Origin of the sequence: Dysgonomonas sp. GY75 (genome assembly GCF_015234155.1) — a bacterium.
Lineage (GTDB): Bacteria > Bacteroidota > Bacteroidia > Bacteroidales > Dysgonomonadaceae > Dysgonomonas > Dysgonomonas gadei.
Window position 1 is genome coordinate 64,718 of sequence record NZ_JADCLQ010000065.1, and the last position, 19,360, is coordinate 84,077.

13 protein-coding genes and 1 pseudogene are annotated in these 19,360 nt (G+C 35.1%); 3 read left to right on the plus strand and 11 right to left on the minus strand.

Going from position 1 to position 19,360, the window contains the following annotated elements:
- The first annotated feature begins 6 nt into the window (after positions 1–6).
- Together IR083_RS23415 and IR083_RS23420 are read left to right on the plus strand one after the other, a co-directional pair.
- Positions 7–516, plus strand: a complete 510-nt coding sequence (locus tag IR083_RS23415) for a cupin domain-containing protein (protein WP_194226129.1) — start codon at positions 7–9, stop codon at positions 514–516.
- Between the two features lie 605 nt (positions 517–1,121).
- Positions 1,122–2,086, plus strand: a pseudogene (locus tag IR083_RS23420) (acyl-ACP desaturase).
- Positions 2,087–2,245: 159 nt separating this feature from the next.
- Here the strand turns inward: IR083_RS23420 and IR083_RS23425 are convergent.
- The 10 genes from IR083_RS23425 to IR083_RS23470 all read right to left on the minus strand — a co-directional run bounded on the left by IR083_RS23425 (position 2,246) and on the right by IR083_RS23470 (position 17,844).
- On the minus strand, positions 2,246–3,580 hold the full coding sequence (locus IR083_RS23425) for a KamA family radical SAM protein (protein WP_194226130.1): 1,335 nt from the start codon (positions 3,578–3,580) through the stop codon (positions 2,246–2,248).
- A 383-nt stretch (positions 3,581–3,963) separates the two neighbouring features.
- Positions 3,964–4,245 (minus strand): RNA recognition motif domain-containing protein, encoded by a 282-nt coding sequence (locus tag IR083_RS23430; protein ID WP_194226131.1) that lies wholly within the window; start codon positions 4,243–4,245, stop codon positions 3,964–3,966.
- A 27-nt stretch (positions 4,246–4,272) separates the two neighbouring features.
- Positions 4,273–4,725 carry a cold-shock protein gene (locus IR083_RS23435; protein ID WP_194226132.1) on the minus strand — a complete coding sequence of 151 codons (453 nt, stop codon included), beginning with the start codon at positions 4,723–4,725 and terminating at the stop codon, positions 4,273–4,275.
- Between the two features lie 72 nt (positions 4,726–4,797).
- The gene (locus tag IR083_RS23440) at positions 4,798–5,037 is read right to left on the minus strand and encodes a hypothetical protein (RefSeq protein ID WP_194226133.1); all 240 of its coding nucleotides are present in this window, start codon (positions 5,035–5,037) and stop codon (positions 4,798–4,800) included.
- Between the two features lie 162 nt (positions 5,038–5,199).
- Positions 5,200–6,297, minus strand: a complete 1,098-nt coding sequence (locus IR083_RS23445; RefSeq protein WP_194226134.1) for an NAD(P)H-dependent flavin oxidoreductase — start codon at positions 6,295–6,297, stop codon at positions 5,200–5,202.
- Positions 6,298–6,597: 300 nt separating this feature from the next.
- Positions 6,598–7,908, minus strand: coding sequence for an ATP-binding protein (locus tag IR083_RS23450; protein WP_194226135.1), 1,311 nt, complete (start codon positions 7,906–7,908; stop codon positions 6,598–6,600).
- Between the two features lie 403 nt (positions 7,909–8,311).
- On the minus strand, positions 8,312–10,741 hold the full coding sequence (locus IR083_RS23455; protein ID WP_194226136.1) for a hypothetical protein: 2,430 nt from the start codon (positions 10,739–10,741) through the stop codon (positions 8,312–8,314).
- Positions 10,695–11,819 (minus strand): hypothetical protein, encoded by a 1,125-nt coding sequence (locus IR083_RS23460; RefSeq protein WP_194226137.1) that lies wholly within the window; start codon positions 11,817–11,819, stop codon positions 10,695–10,697. The genes IR083_RS23455 and IR083_RS23460 overlap by 47 nt, the downstream gene beginning before the upstream one ends.
- 15 nt (positions 11,820–11,834) lie before the next feature.
- A complete protein-coding gene (locus IR083_RS23465) occupies positions 11,835–16,655 on the minus strand; it encodes a carboxypeptidase-like regulatory domain-containing protein (RefSeq protein ID WP_194226138.1) in 4,821 nt (1,606 codons plus the stop codon).
- 292 nt (positions 16,656–16,947) lie between these two features.
- Positions 16,948–17,844: a hypothetical protein gene (locus IR083_RS23470; protein ID WP_194226139.1), complete on the minus strand. Its 897-nt coding sequence runs from the start codon at positions 17,842–17,844 to the stop codon at positions 16,948–16,950.
- Between the two features lie 169 nt (positions 17,845–18,013).
- Here IR083_RS23470 and IR083_RS23475 point away from each other — a divergent pair, with 169 nt between their 5' ends.
- On the plus strand, positions 18,014–18,526 hold the full coding sequence (locus IR083_RS23475; protein WP_194226140.1) for a hypothetical protein: 513 nt from the start codon (positions 18,014–18,016) through the stop codon (positions 18,524–18,526).
- Positions 18,527–19,135: 609 nt separating this feature from the next.
- On the opposite strand, the gene IR083_RS23480 is transcribed toward IR083_RS23475, so the two are convergent.
- The coding region (locus tag IR083_RS23480) for a transposase family protein (protein WP_242052372.1) at positions 19,136–19,360 on the minus strand (225 nt) is incomplete at its 5' end.

Here is a 19,360-nt window from a genome sequence, read left to right on the forward strand (position 1 = left end):
TAGAATATGAGAACAATAAAAAGAAATGCTTTTGTATTACCGGCTATCGCCCTGTTACTGTTCACAGCATGTAATAACTCAAAAAATAACAATGAAATGGAAACAAACAATAAAGAGATAAATCAGATATTTCCGAAAGGAGAAAAGATAAATAACAACTATTTCAGCGGAACAGCATGGCTGCAAATGTTAGTAACAGATAAAGAAAATTTCGACCTCACGATAGGTAATGTAATTTTTGAACCGGGAGTACGGAATAACTGGCATTCACATCCGGGCGGACAAATTCTGCTATGTACTAAAGGACAAGGCTATTATCAGGAAAAAGACAAGCCGATTCAATTACTTAATGTAGGCGATGTTGTTGAAATTCATGCTGATGTCGTCCATTGGCATGGCGCAACTCCAGATAGTGAATTCGAGCATATAGCAATTAGCCCACAATCTCATAAAGGCGCTGTTATTTGGATGGAACCTGTAACCGATGAAGAATATAACAGTTATAGTAGCAAATAGTACGATTAAACAAAAAAACCTAAAACTCATTGAATTTCAGTATTTTAATTCATCTTTCATCTTATCTTGACGGAGAGAGGGAACTTTGCCCTCAAATCTTTATATTGTATATCAATTGGTTAAACCATTGATATTTTATGAACGAGCAAATAGCCCACGCTTATTATTCACTGTTTTGCAGTGAGTTACACCAAAGGAAAAGATGCAATTTATTTATATATTCGTCCGGAAACTAATTAGCTGCATATAACCAAATTAAGTGACTATATTTATCAGTTCTAGATTGAAGTACAAATAGTTTATAATCTTATTCAACAGAGTAATTTACTATAAATCTTTCATAAAGAAACAAGTAAAATAAAATTCATGGAAATTCATTTCAGCCGCTTACATGATAGGCGTTTAACTATTAATAACTTGTAGAAAATGACAAAATATAATAATTTACTATTAGGACTTGAAAATAATTTTACCTTTACAACACACCAGCCTTTTACTGTAAAAGATCACCCTTCTCGAAAGTTTCTGAGAAGAAGAAAAGATCAGTGGTAGAAGGCATTAATTAATATAGTATAATGTCAATTACAAATATCCGTTTAGAAGTCATGCACTTCTTAGAAAAGAATGTCGAGAATTTTATTACCCAGTTTCTGGTTCCTGTTGAAAAAATATGGCAACCTACTGATTATCTTCCTGACTCAGAGAAAGAAACTTTCTTTGAAGATGTAAAAGAATTACGCGAACTGGCCAAAGAGCTCCCTTACGACTTCTGGGTCGTATTGGTCGGGGATACCATCACCGAAGAGGCTTTACCCACTTATGAATCGTGGTTAATGGACGTAGAAGGTATAGACAATGTAGACGGAGAAAAGCGTAACGGTTGGTCAAAATGGATCAGACATTGGACGGGCGAGGAAAACCGTCACGGCGATTTATTGACCAAATACCTTTATTTATCCGGCAGAGTGAATATGAGAGAGATTGAGCAAACCACGCAACATCTCATCAATGACGGTTTTGATATTGGTACAGGAAGAGATCCGTACAAAAACTTTGTATACACCAGTTTTCAGGAATTGGCAACTTTCATTTCGCACAATCGTGTTGCAGAAATGGCAAAAAAATGAGTAATGAAAAATTGTCGAGAATGTGTAAACGTATCGCAAGTGACGAAATGAGGCATCACCATGCATACAGCGAATTTGTAAGGCGTATATTTGAGGTAGACCCGAGTGAAATGATGCTCGCTTTCCAGTATATGATGAAACAAAAGATAGTTATGCCTGCTCACTTCCTGAGAGAATCGAAAGAGAAAATAAGCACTGCCTTCGAACAGTTTTCAAATGCCGCACAGCGCATCGGGGTATATACAGCCGCCGATTATGTGGATATTATACAAAAGCTGATAGACAAATGGCAGATAGATAAAATTACGGGATTAACGGACGAAGCAGAACGTGCCCGCGATTTTCTGATGAAGCTTCCTGTGCGTATGTCTAAAATATCAGAACGGTTGGTTATTCCAGTGGATTCTTATATTTTCAAATGGGTACAACCTGCTGTGAAATAATATAATTGGACTCAGTATATACTATAAATATTTATAACATAAAAGAAAAAATAATACAGCCTCAAAGAAAGCAACTATAGTTTACAGGCCATATCTTCTTAAAGTAAAAGAAAAAATTGAAAGCCCAAAAGAGAGAATCTCCTTGCATAATTTTCTTCATTATTCAAACAAGAAAGGTTTTGTATCGATAAGTTTATAACGGTCTTCTTCAAAGAAGAATTTTTCTTCTCCGAATGCCGGTTTAAGCTGATTGAACCAAGTTGCTTTGGGATCATATTCAGCAAAAAAAGGAATATCGACCCACTTGGGATTACGTCCCTGAATAAAACGAAGTATAAATATCTTTTCTCCTTTAATCTCCTGCACACCCAACACCTGTATCTTTCCGGCATGATCACTCATACTCGGTCCTCTTACGGTCCTGCATAGACCGCTCACCTGCTGATATGCCCTTCGAAAGATATTCCAGCATTTCTCCAATGGAAGTTCAAAATATTGCTTTGAGCCGGTATCCCGTGCGATAAACATATAATAAGGGATACAACCCAAATCAACTTGTTTACGCCACATTTGCACCCATATTTCAGGCTTATCATTGATATGCTTTAGCAGTGGAGACTGAGTCCGTATTTGTGCTCCGGTACTTCGGATACGCATAATGGCTTGCTTGACAGCCTCGGTCGACAGCTCTCTCGGATGATTAAAGTGTGCCTGAATCGACAGGTTCTTTCCCGATTTGTTAATTTCTTCAAATAAGCGAATAATATCATCACTATCTGTATCGGTAAGATATCTGTATGGCCAGTAGGCTAATGACTTTGTCCCGATACGAATAGAACGGATATGATCAAAATCAGAAGTTAACAAGGGGTTAATATAACTACTAAGAATGGCTGCATTCATAACCATTGGATCTCCACCTGTAAAGAGAACATCTGTTACCTCTTTATGAACCCGCAGGTACTTAAGCAATAAGTCCACTTCTTTCATTGCAAATTTTAATCCGCTCATCCCTGAGAATTGAGGCCACCGGAAACAAAAAGTGCAATAAGCATGGCAGGTTTGTCCCTGACTGGGAAAGAACAATACCGTTTCAGGATATTTATGTTGGATACCTTTTAACTTTATCTCTCCTAAAGATGGTACATTATGCTCCTGCCCTGCCGGATTGGGATTCAACGACAGACGTATTTCCTGTATCTTCCCGTCAAGAAAGGATTTTTCTGCATTTCTATCCAATAATTTTTCGACTATCGCATAATGCTTTTTATCAAGCATCCCTCTTCTTGGAAAGTTTAATGTGAATATCGGATCAGTTTCGATATTATCCCAATCTATCAGTTCATCTATTACATAATTATTGGTTTTGAAGGGTAATACTCTTCCTACGATTTCAATATCCCTGACAAACTCTTTGGAGGTACCTGCCATCTGAGGTATTGATTGATAATTGTGTAATGTGTACGTTTTTAATTGATTACGGGATTTATTCATATTTACAGTTAAATTATTAAGCTACACTTACTTATATTCCAAGTGCAGGTATATTGAATTTGATTTTATGTTGTTTTCGAGTGTACAGAAGGCATCATCTGAATATTCATAATCAGTAAATAGACAAAAAGGCAAACCTGAATAGAGTTCAAGCCATATCAGATAAGGTTTAGAAAAAAGCTGATCTTACCTGTAAATAAAATATCTCACAATGATATATTGACTAATCATATCCGGAACAAACACAGGTACAGCTAAAAGGATGCTATTGCGTTTGTATAAATGATCCCGGATTGTAAATATACAAAAAATAATCGGGGTACCGATTACAAAAACAGAAAACGGGTAAGAAAAGTCTCCTACCCGTTAACTATACTGTTTGATTAATAGCGATTTCTATTATATCCACCGCCGCTTCTATCTGTTTTTGGACGGGCAACGCTTACGCCAATAGTCTTTCCTTCAAAATCGGTGTCATGTAATCCCGATATGGCATTTTGCCCTTCGGTATCATTTGGCATTTCTACAAAACCGAACCCGCGAGACCTCCCGCTTTCCCTGTCTGTGATAATCTTTGTAGATTCAACTTCACCATACGCTGCAAATAATTTCTGTAAACTTTCGCTTGTTGTGCTAAAGTTTAGACTTGATACATAAATGTTCATTCTTTTTCTTAAATTAATTATTATTGATTACTGGCCGTCCTTATTGGCAAGAGTAATCCTTACGGCATTCATGCCTTTTTGACCACGTTCCAATTCGAATGTCACCATATTTCCTTCTATAATGGAAGCCGGAGCACTACTTATATGGAAAAAATATTTATCCGTACTTCCTGTATGCTTTATAAAACCATATCCTTTATCGGAATTAAAATATTCTACACGCCCATTCAATATAGGATCTTCCATATCTTCTTTTTTCGGTGTAGAAACAGCTATATTTTCGATCTTGATTTTTCGTTTATTAGTAAGATCGGGAGGAGTACTGGTTATAACTCCGTTTTCATCTACATAAGCAATCATATCCTCAAAAGAATCGGCTGGATTATTTTTTCTTTCTTCCCGTTTTTGCTGTTTCTCTTTTCTTTTTTGTTGTTTGTTTTTTTCTATTTCTCTCTTGTTAAATGAGTTTGATTTAGCCATACTTATTCTTAAAATATCTTTGTTTTTTTATAATGAATACTTATTATTTTTATTACAGCAATTCTCTAGAAACTATATCTTCGATTTATGCAACTTTATATATTTCTCCACGCGGGCATCTATCTCTTCCTGTGATAAATGAGCCGGGAGTTCAATCGTAGTCCTGTCACTAATTACGACATGAATAACATCTCCGGCACGCTCCTTTGCATTTTTCAACACTGACTCGGCTTGTTGTGTTGCCGAAGTTCTTTCAGAACGGGTTATTTCACCTTCTTTTCTATTGAGGGAAGAACTTTGTTTTGCTACCATATATTGTAGTTTTAGTGAATGTTTATTATTGACTCGATACTGTTAGACGCTTGCCTGTAAGTTTCTGAATTTCCTTGAGCAAGCCTTGTTCATCCTGAGCACAGAATGTCAAGGCCATTCCTGTATTCCCGGATATATCTTCTTATTGTTTCTTCTACCAGACTATCGTTCATAAGACAGCCCCATTGTAAATAATGTTCTTTTTTCCGCCAGGGCAAATTCTTCTTTCAGCCTGTATACAACTTCTTTTACGCTGCTTATTTTCTGTGCCAGATGTGCATTTACTCCGGCAAAAGCATACCCTTTTCTCATATCACCTTTTGCTGCATTAAATAATGCTTTCATAATACAATAGGGGCTCTTCGTATAGTCGCAGGTTTTTATACAATGTACAGGACAGTTTTTAGGAACTTCTAATCCATCGGCAACACGTTTGAGAAATTCTCCTTTGATGGCACGCCCGGGCATCCCTACGGGACTGTTGATTATCATTAAGTCGTCTTCTTTGGCAGTAAGATAGACCTGCTTGAAGGCTTCTGAAGCGTCGCATTCCTCTGTAGTAACAAATATTGTTCCCATCTGTACAGCCGATGCCCCCATTTCGATAAAACGGTATATATCCCCTCCTGAAGATATCCCACCTGCGGCAATAACTGATATCGTTTTTATTCCTTTATATAATGAAACTGTTTCTATGACCTCGGGAATTATCTGTTCCAGAGAATACAGGTTATCATCGATTTGCTCTTTTTTGAATCCTAAATGCCCTCCTGCTTTCGGACCTTCTACAACGATCGCATCAGGTAGGTAACCGTAATTATTATACCATTTCTCGCAAATTATTTTTGAGGCCCGGGCGGAAGAAACGATCGGGACTAACTTGGTTTTACTATCCACAGTCCGATAAGATGGCAGATCCAACGGTAGTCCTGCTCCGGCAAATATGACATCCGCTTTTTCTTCGATGGCTGTACGCGCCATATCTGCAAAATTGGATAAAGCCACCATTATATTGACTCCTATTATGCCGGTTGTTTTTTCTCTGGCTAAACGCAACTCTTCTTTTAGCCCCCAAATACTGCTCTTGATAAAATTTCCGTGGCCTTTATGGATAAGGCCCAAACCGGCACACGATATAACTCCTATCCCTCCTTCATTGGCTACCGCTGATGCTAAACCGGACAAAGATACGCCTACTCCCATTCCACCTTGGATAACCGGAAGTTTAACTTCCAGATTCCCTATAAAAAATGATTTCATCTTATTTACAAAAATGTGTTACGACAAAAGCATTACACATTCTCGTAACTGATTAATACCATAAACAAGAAAGTTAATTTTGTTGTCGATTTTGACGATGGGAAGATCCGCTAACCAGCGCGGAGCAAAACATTGAGAAGATAGATACAATAAAAACCAGATTGCTCAAGTTCTAAAGATACGAAAAAAAACCTACTTATTTTATTGTTTTACAATATTTTATTATAAAGACATTTAATATACCTTTATTTAATGTCTCATGAGGATATTGCACCGAGGGTAACGAAACTTTTATAACAGTTACATATTTTCCAGAGAAAGCCCCTTCAATTGAACTTTATATTTTGAAAGTTCTTTTTTTATAGAGTCAACCTTTGCCTGAAGATGATTTAAATCGATTTTCTTCGGATTACGTTTTACTTCTGCAACAATAGCTGTCTTATCCAAATCATTCAGTGCTATCAAATCGATTTCATTTAATCCTTTATTGTCCCAATAGCTACCAATCATGGTAACCCTCTCCTCTTCTACCGTTTTTGACTGGAAATATTTCTCCAAGATCAGTCCGCTGTATTGCTCGTAATTCTTATCAATATACTCTCGAAGCAATTCGTTCTTTCCCATTTCAATCAATGATTGGTTCGGGAAAATAAACCTGAACCAAAAGCGAAGATAATTATCATTCAGGCTCCAACGGTTTTTACGGCTCTCCGGTTTTGAAAACATCGGTTTGTTTCTTATGATAAGAGAATACTCCTTCTCAAGATTTACCAGATAGGCGCCTGTATTTTTTTCGATAATAGAATCAATTTCACTTTGGGTAGTCTTTCCTGAAGCAATTAACTGCATAATGGAAAAATATGTGCCATATTCCTTTCCAAACTCAGAGACCAGTAGATCTTTACCTTCATCAAGAAAGGGTGAGTTCGGACTTGTGACCCTATCCAGCATCTTATCTTTCGTAACCGCTCCAGCCTCCATCAATAAATCAAGATATTTAGGAACTCCTCCGGTAAGCATATACAAGCACAGAAGATCCTCTGCAGTGTATTTAGGATTATAATCATTTAATATCTCCTTGATGACACTTACGGCAAAAGGTTTCAATATCATCTTTGATGTAAGACGACCAAATAGAGGCTCTTTTCTATTCTCAAATATCTTCATCATCATTGAATAGATAGAACCGGAAGCTATAAAGTTGATTTTAGTCTTGTCTTTATATTGATCCCAAAGATTCTGGATATCGCTGAATATAGATGAATTTATATTGTCAAATTCCTGAAACTCATCAATTATCAGCGTATAATGTTCTTTTGTGGCAAAAATAAGTAATTGCTCAAAGAGGTCTTTAAATTGGGTAATACTTCCGAATATCTGTATACCCAAAGCTCTTGTTGCATCTTTTTGAAACTGTTCACAAAGAAGCGGCTCACTTTTTCGGGAAACAAATAGATATAGATATTTTTGACCCTTTACAGATTCGAGAAGAAGAGATGTTTTACCGATACGGCGACGTCCTACCATAACTGTAAAACACGAACTTTTTTGAGATTGCTCCAGTGTGCGGGCTAAAATCTCTAATTCCTGTATTCTATTATAAAATTTCATCTTAAATAATAATTTAATGAATATTATTTTAATACCCATTACAAAAATAGAACATTTTATTTAATTCCCCATCGACCGACAGAATTATTTTAATGATCATTATCTTAATATATATTGCATAAGGCAAATAATCCACAGTCAATACGCTCATTTATCATTGGTGGCGAATTTATTAAAGTATCTCGTTTCCATTGATTTCAAATACTGTAATAGTGCAAAATGCAGATATATTTGCTCCCCGATTGTGCAAATAAGCGAGAAGATATATTTGATTTTTTAATAAAAATCAAATATTGGATGGAAAATTCTTCCCAAAATATTTGTTTCAATTGTGAGTTCGAGCGCGATTAAGGCGAAAAGAAATCTAATCTCTTGAAAATGAAATTTCTTTAATTTCAGGATATTAGTTTGCAATAAAGGGAGCGATACAATTCGATCTGTATATCTGATAAGCCTTTGTATACTCATAATTTTTCAGATCATCCCTGTATTTTTGAGCCAATCGTTTATCATAGCCTTGCGATCGGAATGAAAAATTCAGGTAGTGTATATAACGAAGCATAACCGTAGCATACGCTTTTTGTTCTTCATTCGCAGCTTTCTCCAACGCTTTCTCATAATACCTGCGAGCTGTTCCTGCTGTCATATAGTTGCACATCCATTCAGGGAGACAATCTATTTTAGAATAATCCTGGTCATTGCAACTCCATGAGTATCGTGTCATCATCCAGGAATTACCCCAATATGTGGTGTTAAAATAAGCATCTCCGAGTCTATTATAATAATCGGAACTTCTTTCATCTTTCTTTGAGGCTTTTTCCTCCAGATCTATCAATTCTTTCACAAAATTAGTTTTATTGAATTTGTAATCGAATAGCCGATATTTATCTGCTTTTAGACCTTTAGGAACAAAAGGATCTTCGTTCAGGTAACTATTGAAAGAAAAGTTTTCACTTTGCCAGTAGTCTTGCGGCATAGAAGCAAAAGTCTCATATGCCAGTTTTAGATTATTATTTCGGAAAGCTATCGTTCCTTTCAGCTCTTTATAAGCATTGGTTGAGCTTAGAGATTGATTACATAAAAAATTATCGAAAGGAGTTTTATTCGGCTTTTCCAATAACCTGATAAGTATATCCATATCGGATGTAGTGGCATTTATATCAAAATATACAGTTGTATAATAAGAATCACCATTTCTAGAATAAGAAGAATACCAATCGCTTTCTTTATTATTGTACCGGTCTGCTTTTAACCGGAAGAGATTACCGTATACCCGGTTATCTCTTTTCAGATATCCATTCGCTAACGATAAAGTAAGTGTAAACAGCATTTTATTGTTGTCGAAGTTAGGCATCGAAATACGTTCCAAATCAGAGATATTTTTCACAAAGTAATCTTTGAATTTATCGGATTCAATATTTTGAGTTTTGATTGCCAACCAAATACTTTCAACTTTCTTTTGTAAAAGCATAGACGGATTTGCTTTGTCCGAAATCATAGACATATACTTTTGGGCATCCGATGTATTTTCTTCTAATAAGGACAGGTGTGCCAAACTGATTGCATAAAAATCCTTTATTTCAGCATTTGAACAAGATAACATCTTTGATATGACAGACTTTAGCTGATTTATATATTTCATATCAGTTATAAGATTCTCTTGTTGTAATCTGGATTCCTCTTCATCGCTTTTGTATTCTTCGGGATGCTCCTTCTTATATTCCTCTAACCATTCGCTATAATATGCACATCGAAAAGGATCGCTGTTTGTAATAGAGTATTTACCATAGAAAAGTGGAGTTATTATCCAATCTTCCAGTTTGTTGATCTCTCTTAAAACTAAGAAGGGAATATATTTATTGTCTTTGTCTAGTTCGAATGCTCTTTTTATCTTATACAGAGACTTCCCCGGATTTTTTAAAGCCATCATGACCAGAGCTGTGCTTAATTCTTCCACTTTAAGCTCTCTTTCATCGAAATTATCTCTGAATAGCTGTACACATCTGAATTTCTTCTCATCGCAATTATTAAAGACTTGTATCAGCAAACGATGATGCTCTATACTATCTGATGAGGTTGCCATAGCCTTGAACAATCCGGCCCATACACTCATCAGGCTGTTTTTATCTATTTTTCCAAAATATTTATCATATATATATGTAACTTCTCTATATTGATTTAATTGATAATATAGGCGACATGCCTGAAAAGCATAGCGTTCTTTCAAGAATTGGGGAAGCTTTATTTTTAAAATGGAATCGGCAGTTACCAGTAACTCTGCTTTTGCACATTCTCTTCCGCTCTTATCATCCTTGTATCTATACCCATTATAGTCCCAATCCTCAAAATGATTGTTTCTTCCGGCTTCATATAGCTCCGCTTTTTTAGCAAACAGCATATAGTTAAGTAAATCTCTGTTTTTCTCTTCTACCAGATATTTGATGAATGAATTATTTTTAAAAACTTTATTCAACGAGTTCTCCTCATGCGATTTGATAAAGATAACAGGGTCTGTGTCATATTGAATAACATATACATCGTCTATTGACGGTTTATTACTGCAAGCTATTTGCCATTCGAGGCAGTTTCGGTAACGATCATTCCCGTTAGGGTCACTCACCAGAGGATCATCAACAGGGAGGTAATAGAAAGAAGATGTTGTATAATAAAATGGTTGCAAGCATTTGAACCAAGGTAAGGATACTTTGAACATCATTGCACTGTAATCTGCCTCTGTCTCATAAAATCCACAGGCTTTAGACTGTAACGAAAAGAGTAGAAAAAGGCTACTTACCAAATAAACTATATATCTTTTTAATTTCTTCTGTGCCATAATTTTCAATATATGATTTATTCCAGGAAAAAAATGTTATGCGCGAATATTTGTCCATTGGTATTTCCTTTTTGAGGTATTGTGCCATATCATTGAGTTCTTTATTGGATACACTTTCAACTCTTATAACATCACCTTTTCTCATAAAATAATTCCCAATAACTTTATCTGTCAGTGATCTATACCGCCCATTTCCTAAGCTTTCATACTCAATAAAATTATCTTTATAACCTTTATCTGTGGCATTGCCTATCAAGCCAACGAATTGCTCATTACGAAACAAGACAGCCCAACTAAAAATAGGTAATGCTACATCTAAAGTTAACGGATACTTATCGCCTGAAATATATTTCTTCAATTCATCCATTGAGGCTATTGAGTTTTCCACATTGAAATTGTTGGCTGTTTGCATGTTATAGCACATTAGTAAACAACGATCGACAGGTGGAACTCCCGCTATTTTAGTCTGTTTATATTGCCACAAACGCAGTGTTACTGTGATATTTTTACCGCTACAATCTTTTTTCAGTTGATCCAGAAAATAGAAGAACCTATCTTTTGTGCTTGCCGTCCAATCACAGTCGATAAGAATGTCCTTATATCTGTTTTTATATTCATCAATCGCAATATTTCGGAAAGAGTCACGGTTCAAGTGTTTATCCTGATACTCCCGGCCATAGAAAGCACTCGTCCCAAAGCTAACAGTAATATCGTCTATGCGACGCTTTATTCTTAAACTAAGCGAGTCTAATGCCTGCTCATTACTTTTTTCAAAAACTTTATTGGTTAGGAATACCGAAGGGGTAAAATTAAATGGCAATGAATCATTGCTCCAGATAGAAGCTATGGGCCTAGACTCTCCTGAGAGATCATCCCAATCCACATCAAAATAGCGTACATACAGATGATTCGCCTCCAATTTATTCCAAAGGGCAGAATCGGGAACATAGCTCGTGTTCCAATAGCAAAAAGACCGTTGCTCATTGCCTGAATAATTATTTCCCTGCTTTTGACAGGATGTACCCGCAAATAAAAAAAGGAATATGAGAACTGTTTGGATAATTATTTTGATGTTCATAAAGTGAGAATACTATTATTTTATCAAAGTTGTTTTAATCTCTTCATTTCCATAGAATGTAGGGAAATACATAAGCTCTGCCTTCGCAGGATTGAGTGTATAACGACCTGTATATCTTGGTAACAATTCAACGTCAAATACATGCTGTCCTTTTGAGAGTTTATTACAAAAAATTACTACTTTTTCCTTATAGTGTTCCCGATGCGCCTCTTTCCAATAATTACCCATAGTTTTTGAGTTGTAAGAACAACCTGCCGGAATAGGAATTTCTATTTGTACATATTCAGCATCCCCTGAGAGGTTAAGAGTTGCCTGTAATATCGTAGTTTTACCATCTTTCAAATCTGCCACACTATCATTATTTACCTTGAATGTTGTCGATATTTCAAATCCTTTCGACTTTTCCTGTATCGGATTTGTATTCCATTCTTTCTGATAGATGGTAACAAATAGAGGCATAGTACCAGTTTTGCTTACTTGAATTTTTTCTTTTGAATCTAGTTTAGTGGTATACGGAAATTCTGAGATTTTTCTTCCATTCATATTCATCACAACATTGGTATATTTCTCTGCATTCTTCAACATATCAGGCATTATTGTTTGTATAATACGTGATGATTCATAGATATTATTCCATGTATTATTTTGTCTTTGTTCAAAGAAATAGTTTCGAATGCTTTCCAATTCTTTTTCGTGTCCTCCTAGATTTTTCAATATTTGATAAGCCAACAGTGTATTTTCGGTGTTTGTCTTATCCGGACGATAAAAATATCCTGGCTGAGGTTTCCCCTTTTTATTTTCACCCCAATAGAGAGAGCCCAAAATTGTTTTGTCGGAATAATGCATCAACGAGTCCATTCTGATTGAATCTTGAAGTCCGAGAGAAGACATCACCAGCATTGTTTTTAAATTATCTCTTGCTGTTGAATTCTCCAACTGAGAATCCACTTGATATAGATATGTCTTATAATCAACAGTAGCGTTTAACCGCTTTAAGAAAATAAGTCTGTCAAGCAATTCACCTTTTGCGTATGGTAGTTTTTTATCCACAGTTAAAGGAAGACTAGATAAACTGTTCTTTAATTCCTGTTCAAAAGCTAATGCCAGCGTATATTTATCTAATTCTGTTTTGTATCCCGCTTCGTCTGCATCAAGTAGTGCATTTATGATCTGTTTCGATATCCACATCACAGATTCACTTTTATTCCACCAACCCCAAAGCCCTTCTTTGTTTTTATTTCTATTCAGGTCTCTGATAAGACCATTAATTTTCTTGTCTTCTTTAAATTCTTTTCCCTGTATTTTACAGATATGCTTTTTTGCCAACAGAGCTTTAATTTTGGATGCCATCTGTTCATTACACATGTATGGATACCGATCAATATTATCTATTTCACGCAGGAAAAGGTCTAAACTTGAAGCCTCGGCATAAAGGGTTACTTCCCCAAACTCAGGGTCTGTTTTGAATGTGTAAGTTGACGAATCATTAATTACTTTAAAATCTCCATAGGTTTGCAGCAAACCTTGCTCAAAAATAGGGAATGAACGCTCTTCTCCATCAAAATAGCCATTTTCCATTTGCAAAGAATAAGCCAGAGTGAGACTATCGCCATTAATTGCATGCATGGGTATATAGTCTACGTGTGAATTACCTATTTTTATTTTTTCAACTTGCTTGTTATTATCTATATCAATAGTTCGAGTTAATGTTAAACTGTCCCCAAAATGATTGGCTACTTTGCCTACGGTATTCAGGCTATCTCCCCTGATAGCAAATCGAGGAGTCGATAGACGTGCAGATAAAGCCTTGAAAGATTTGACACTCATCTGTTTTGTATCTGACTGATTCTTTCCACCCAAAGCAACGAAATAAGCATTCCAGTTGGTTATATCATCGGGATAAGTTACCTCGAAATTTACTTCTCCTTTTTCATCGGTTCTAAGTTTTGGTTGCCAGAATGCATCGTCATGGAAATTACGCCTAATAGTATTACCCGGCTCTTCATTGGGTATATTCTCAGATTCTGCAATTTTAGAAGACGATAATGCACTAGTCTCAATCATAATTACTCCATTCGCTGCTCGTGCACCATAAATAGAAGTTGCTGCAGCATCTTTCAAAACATTTAGCGATAAGATTGAAGATGCATCAATATCTTCGAGAGTACCATCAAAAGGAAGTCCATTTATAATTATTAAAGGGTTTGCTTTAGCATCCGTACCAGATGCTCCCCTGATCATTAAACCTGCTACTCTGCCTTGTAAAACTTGATTGTCAAAATAGCCATCTAAGGGATTGATAGTAACAACAGACCCGGTAAGATTTGACTTTTTCTGTATACCATAACCAATAACTACCACTTCTTCCAATCGCTGTTCATCTGCTTGTATGGTAATGTTATAATCATGACCTGTTGATACATTGGCTTCTTTGGTCTTATATCCTATATACATTACCTCTAAGGTAGCATTTCCATCTACATCTATTTCAAACCGTCCATCAAAATCGGTGATAACTCCTTTGTTTGTATTTTTAATCTTCACTGTAGCCCCGATGACAACATCTTCATTATCCCTCACTATACCGGTCACAATCCGTTTATTTTCATTTTCTCTGCTAAATTTCCCTTTATCAAATATGGGAGACAAAGAAAGAGTATCCCTTATTGGTTTTAAAATATATGGATTTTCTACAGAGAGAGTCTTAATGCCTTTGCTAAATAGGTTATATGCAACTCTCGATATTTCAGAATCCTTCTTATAATCGGCAATAGAATCCAACTTCAGATAATTCTGCCCTCCTTTGTGTAACTGTATAGGATAGCTATATGATGTCGAATCTTTAAAGATGAGATGAAGCGTTAGTTCCTCTGTTGGCAGATTATTAAAGTCCCTGGTCCCTCCATAATAAAGTTGGAAATCTTTCCGGTCTTCTTCCTTTTTCGGTTCGATTAAAATGAGTGCAGGGCTTATTGACATCCCTGTTGTGTCTTTTCCCAGAACCAATTCCAATTTGTAATTAGTGCCTCTAAAACTTTTATTATATTGTCTTATATTGACAAAACCTCTTGTAGAGCGTATAACATCTGCAATCTTAGTCTTTATCTGATTCTCGATATCTTCTTTTGTTAGTGGCTCTTGTTTAAAGCTCAACACGGGTTTAAATGCTGATATGCTTCTGTTTATTTGCGATTTATCCCATTGTTTTATTTTCTGATAATTCGGATATAAGGTATAATGATTTCCTCCTTCAATTTCAACATTAGCTAAAGACCTGTTTCCTGCATAAACTGAGGCTATATTTGAGAATCCTGCAAGAATATTCCTCTTAGGAAAGGGCCCTGCAAGAATGGGAGATTTAACTTGAGTATTTAAAGTTCGGTCATAGGTAGTTCTATTTGTGTAATTTAGATAATAGAGAGTATTACCTGTATTAATATAACCCGGAATATCAATTTTTTGGCGAATATTAGGTAGTTCTATTTCTCCGAAATTATTATCTACAGTTATTAATTGTGAACTAAGCTCAGAAACCTCTTTGTCCGATAAATATCCTTGTTCCTTCTTATCCAATAATCTGGAAGTTAAAACGAAAGGTGTTAACCTAGAATCTTCATAAGGAATTTTAGTATATGATTTCCCTGCATTGAAGGACAGAATGTTTTTCTTGCCTTCTTCGATATAAAAATTTAAAGCCAATATCTCCCTGTTATGAGTCCGAAAACGCAAACTGTGTTTTCCCGGATCAATTTCAAAAGTATATATATTCTGATGTTGAGACTGATTGGCATAATAAAGCCTTTCGTCTATCCATAACATATGCACTCCTTGTACTTCTCCACCAATAACAACAAAAGGGGATATTTGTGTTTTTCCGTTGGAAGATTGTTCCTTATATACATAATATGTTTCCGGATATAAAAATTTATAGTATTCGACCGTATCCAGAGCTATTGCGCCAGCCCATCTTTTCCATGTCAAACTTGATTTTCCATTATAATACAAATCATCATCCATTTCATAACGGGTATTATAAAACTGCTTGGCATAACGAGCTTTACCTCCAATGGAGATGTTAGGCATTGAATAGTTCTTAAACTTGGATGTAAAAGAATAGGCTGTAACATCAGCGTCTTTTACAGGTTTTCCTTTTTTATCTGTTACCGAGATTTGAACATTTGCAGTCTGCCCCGGATATACAGTCGTAGGAGTCGTCACATCCAGAGTCATATTCTTTTGAGCAAAAGGTAATAAACCTTCTATTGACTCACTTCTCCCTCCAAACAAATAAGAAAGCTGCATACTGTAACCATCCTCTCCAGTATCTTTGATTGAGTAGTTTAACTGTGTTGTATAACCCCTGTCTATTTCTTTTTTCATTTTACGGATAGTATACCAAAAAGGAATTTTTGCAGGATTATCAACTTTTAGATAAATCGAATCATTGCTTCTATAAAATTTATACCCTAGCTGATGTCCTTCTGCAATATCATCAGAAAAATAATAATCTTTTGTATTTTTGGTTGCGACGGTTACATCAGCTGCATTCCAAGGAATTGCTAATGTGTGTGGCAACATAACAGAATCATTATATAGACACTCATCATTCTCTCCACTGATTATAATTTTAGCCAATGCTTGTTGTGATTTTCCCAGATAAAGTTCTTTAATAGAGAGCATACCTTTATTTAATGAAAAATCCAATGTATACTTTTTATTTATTCTTTCCAGAGATAATGATTCCACATGTTTTTCATTATCGGTACTTAAATAAGTACATCTTACTTTAAATTTTAAATCAATATTTGGAGGGAAAATGGAATCAGGAATAATCAATCCTTTTTCGGATGAACCGAATAGGTCAACAGTGTGATTCCATAGTGTATCCGAAATAAAAACCGGCTCCATCATTTTTATTTTGTTCAAGTCGAAATATTCCGGGGTTACCAAAACTTCAACTTTTCCATCGTAGACAGCCATATCGTTTTCATCTGTTACCTTCATATCCAATTTGATAGAATCTCCCATCGCAAATTCTTTCTTATCAGATTTTAACGAAAAGCTTATGCCCTTAAGTTCATAATCTTCATATCTGAAATAATCTCTCACGGTATTTGCATTTTTATCATCAGTAATCAGTGATATGGAGTATGTCTAACATCAAGTCCAATTCATCGGTCAGCTTAAATTCATAGCTGTACATCCCCGGTTGATAGGGCTCTAATTTGATTAAAATTGTATCAATATTAAATGAGTTATGACTACCAAGTAATCGGATCCCGACAGGCTTATCATATTTTTTTCCGTTATATTCTGATAAGTATCCCTTTAATTTTACGGTTTCGCCCGGTTTGTACTTGGGCTTATTAAACACAATAAAACCAGTATATTTCTGTTTGGCAGGTCGCTCAGATGGATTAAAGATATATTTTATTCCATTTTTTAGTCCGATCCATCTCCATTTCATTTTCGACCAGGTTGATTCAAAAAGATTATAATTATCGCGATATTGGTTATCTTCTATTTCCAAGTAATGGTAAACTCCATTATGAGCTATTTCGATTATATCTTCATCTTTTGCTTTATTGGTGCTATATGTTTGTGTTTCTTTATCATATTTTAGTTTTGAAGACCCTTTCCTTATTTCGGCATCATTTATGATATTTCCTAATGAATCGTATAGACAAATAATAAACTTTTCAGAAGGTACTATTTTTGCATAAAGGTTATCTACTGTATGTTCTGTATAATTTAACTGATTGTCTATCACTTTTACTAGTATGTAGTTCCCTTTTGGTAAAGCAGGAATATCTTCACCTACATTATATTTCGACACAAAAGTCTTTAGCATATCTTCATCAAAACCATCATCTTTGATATGGACTTTTCGTAAATCATCTTTACTTATTTGATAAATATGGACTTCAGATGAAGAGTGTGGACTATCGGCCAAGCCGGATTGTGCAAAAGAAAAAGGTTGCTGCAGCAAAAAAATGCAGAATATAATAAGATGTGTTGTTTTCATATAAACATAAAGGAATAAGGTACTTCTATTGCAAATCTACATATTAATAATGAAATTCTGATTCTGAATTTTATGATATTGTCGGTTTCTAATAAAGTTTTTTATCTATGTTTGTTGAGCTGTTATGGAATATTATACCTAACTATATCTAATAAGAAAAAACTTAGCTATGAAGAAGATTCTAATTATTTTACTTGGACTGATTACTCTATCTGCCTATGCGCAGGAGTTACCAACCATACCAGCAAAAGGGTTCTCCTTTCCTATTGGGACTAAATTCACATTAAAGCTCCATCCTGTAGATTCTGTTAATTTCGATATTTCTGTCATTGAATTCGAACCATTTAATGAAGTTGTTGACTCGTGGAATAATAACTACTTATTCAAGGATAAGGGGGAAGATAATACTATTATTTGTTATTTCTGCTTTGCAACTCATGGGGATACAGAGGCAGAAAAAGAGAAAAACATGAAAATTTATTTATTATTCAAGAATTACTCAAAAGAATCCCTCCAGTACATATCTGAAATCCAAAAAGTAGAAGATGGCGAGTTTGAGTCTACTTCTAATGTGGGAATGTTTTCGGGCGTTAAAGGTTCTGAAATCTGGCCCTATATGATCTATGCTATCGGATTACATGATTTTCAAAGAAATAAGATTACAATATCGGACGAAAGGTAGTATTGTATCTTAGAATATCTTCATAGTCAAAAATGTAAGGTTATCAATATGAAAAGAGAGTCCGAAAAATGCTGAATCTGAATCCTTAAGATAGGAAATAATTAAGGCCGACGATACAGAATGCATAGATATTTATTAATCAAGAAAATAATGATTTTTTCGGTACAAACTCATAAATAGGTTCTGTATGCATTCTGTTTTGTACCAACCACTTACGCTAATATACGTGACATTGGTGAAAAGATGAAATATTTGACGGAAAATTTTGGAAATATTATTTTAAATTTTACTGGGTAGTACTACCCTGAACAGACTACCCAGTTAACTATCTTGAATTGGAGTTATTTCTATCTTTGTTATATGCCATACAGAGCGACAGGACATAAAACTAAGTCACAAAGAGTAATTTTAACTATATTCTCAATACCTACGATATGCATCATAACTAACATCAGTACGCTTAGTAAAAGCCTCCTGAGCCAAGATTTAGTTCAAACCTTCAATCTTTTACTCTTGCTGCAATTCCTTTTTTATGAGGGCTGCAGGAAATACGCTTATAATTAGGTCTTTATCCATAATTAAATCTATTAGACATTATATTCAATAAAGTTATATATGTTTCACAATCAGTGAAATTGAAATTCTGAAATTATGCAGACCGCAAGCAATAAGCATGACTAAATCGTCAAAACCAAACTTGCGACATCTGAATCGTTCTTTGACAATACGACATTTTTTGACACTACCGATGGCATGTTCAACAAGAATACGAAAACTTGATATTTTTCTGTTTTCTTCTTTTTGACTATCAGTTAAAGACTTGCTTTTTGGCTT